At 46.2% G+C, this 2,261-nt stretch carries 1 pseudogene; it reads left to right on the forward strand.

The features are described from left to right. A pseudogene (gene prtP / locus BAZO_RS10755) lies at nt 1–2,261 on the forward strand (PII-type proteinase); the annotation flags it as partial.

The following is a 2,261-nucleotide window of genomic DNA, read 5'->3' on the forward strand; positions in this document are numbered from 1 at the left end:
AGGGTTTTGTATGACAAGAAGATTGATGGAGCAGCCATTAAAGCCGGCAGTGACATAACTGTGCCTGCTGGGAAAACGGCGCAGATTGAATTCACACTATCTTTGCCGAAGTCTTTTGACCAACAGCAATTTGTTGAAGGTTTTCTGAACTTTAAGGGTAGCGATGGATCGCGCTTGAACTTGCCATACATGGGCTTTTTTGGTGACTGGAATGACGGTAAGATTGTCGATAGTCTCAATGGGATCACTTATAGTCCTGCTGGTGGTAATTTTGGCACCGTGCCACTATTGACGAACAAAAATACAGGCACTCAATATTATGGCGGCATGGTCACAGACGCTGATGGCAACCAGACAGTTGACGATCAGGCGATTGCTTTTTCGAGTGACAAGAATGCCTTATATAATGAAATCAGCATGAAGTATTATCTATTGCGCAATATCAGCAACGTCCAAGTTGATATTCTTGATGGTCAGGGCAATAAAGTTACGACTCTCAGCAGTTCCACCAATCTGACGAAGACCTATTATAATGCTCATTCGCAGCAGTACATCTACTACAATGCTCCAGCGTGGGATGGCACCTATTATGATCAACGTGATGGCAACATCAAGACGGCTGATGATGGCAGTTATACTTATCGTATTTCCGGTGTACCGGAAGGCGGCGACAAACGTCAAGTGTTTGATGTGCCTTTCAAGCTCGACTCTAAGGCGCCGACAGTTCGTCATGTCGCTTTGTCAGCCAAAACGGAAAATGGGAAAACCCAGTATTATTTGACAGCTGAAGCCAAGGATGATTTGAGTGGTCTTGATGCCACCAAGAGCGTTAAAACTGCAATTAATGAAGTGACGAATCTTGATGCTACCTTTACCGATGCTGGGACAACGGCTGATGGGTACACCAAAATTGAAACGCCATTATCTGATGAACAGGCCCAAGCACTTGGCAATGGCGACAATTCGGCTGAGCTGTACTTGACTGATAATGCATCCAATGCCACTGATCAAGATGCCAGCGTTCAGAAGCCGGGGTCTACATCGTTTGATTTAATTGTGAACGGCGGCGGTATCCCAGACAAGATCTCAAGTACCACAACCGGCTACGAAGCCAATACTCAAGGTGGCGGGACGTATACGTTTAGTGGAACGTATCCAGCAGCGGTTGACGGTACTTACACTGATGCACAAGGAAAGAAACATGATTTGAACACAACCTACGATGCTGCGACTAACAGTTTCACTGCCTCAATGCCGGTCACGAATGCTGATTACGCCGCGCAAGTGGATCTATATGCCGATAAGGCGCATACCCAGTTGCTTAAACATTTTGACACCAAAGTTCGGCTGACGGCGCCAACCTTTACTGATTTGAAATTCAACAATGGCTCGGATCAGACCTCTGAAGCGACCATCAAGGTTACAGGGACGGTTAGTGCTGACACCAAGACAGTTAATGTTGGCGACACCGTAGCAGCACTTGATGCACAACATCACTTTAGTGTTGATGTACCGGTTAATTATGGTGACAATACCATCAAGGTGACCGCCACCGACGAAGATGGCAACACCACGACGGAGCAAAAGACGATCACCTCGTCTTATGATCCTGATATGTTGAAGAATTCTGTGACGTTCGATCAAGGTGTGACATTTGGTGCCAATGAATTCAATGCCACCTCTGCTAAGTTCTATGACCCCAAGACCGGGATTGCGACGATTACTGGTAAGGTCAAGCACCCAACGACAACGTTGCAGGTTGATGGTAAGCAAATTCCAATCAAGGATGATCTGACTTTCAGTTTCACTTTAGATTTAGGTACTCTTGGACAAAAACCGTTTGGGGTTGTTGTGGGTGACACCACTCAAAACAAGACCTTCCAAGAAGCGTTGACCTTCATTTTGGATGCAGTGGCTCCAACATTGTCATTGGACAGCTCGACAGATGCACCGGTTTATACCAACGATCCAAACTTCCAGATTACCGGAACGGCCACTGACAATGCGCAATATCTGAGTCTGTCAATTAACGGCAGTTCTGTCGCCAGCCAATACGTAGACATCAACATCAATAGTGGCAAACCAGGTCATATGGCTATTGATCAGCCCGTTAAATTGCTCGAAGGCAAAAACGTGCTGACTGTTGCTGTTACAGATAGCGAAGACAACACCACGACCAAGAACATCACAGTTTACTACGAACCAAAGAAAACACTGGCAGCACCAACTGTGACGCCAAGTACCACTGAACCAGCCAAAAC

It is taken from the genome of Schinkia azotoformans LMG 9581, assembly GCF_000307855.1.
Classification (GTDB): domain Bacteria; phylum Bacillota; class Bacilli; order Bacillales; family Bacillaceae_J; genus Schinkia; species Schinkia azotoformans.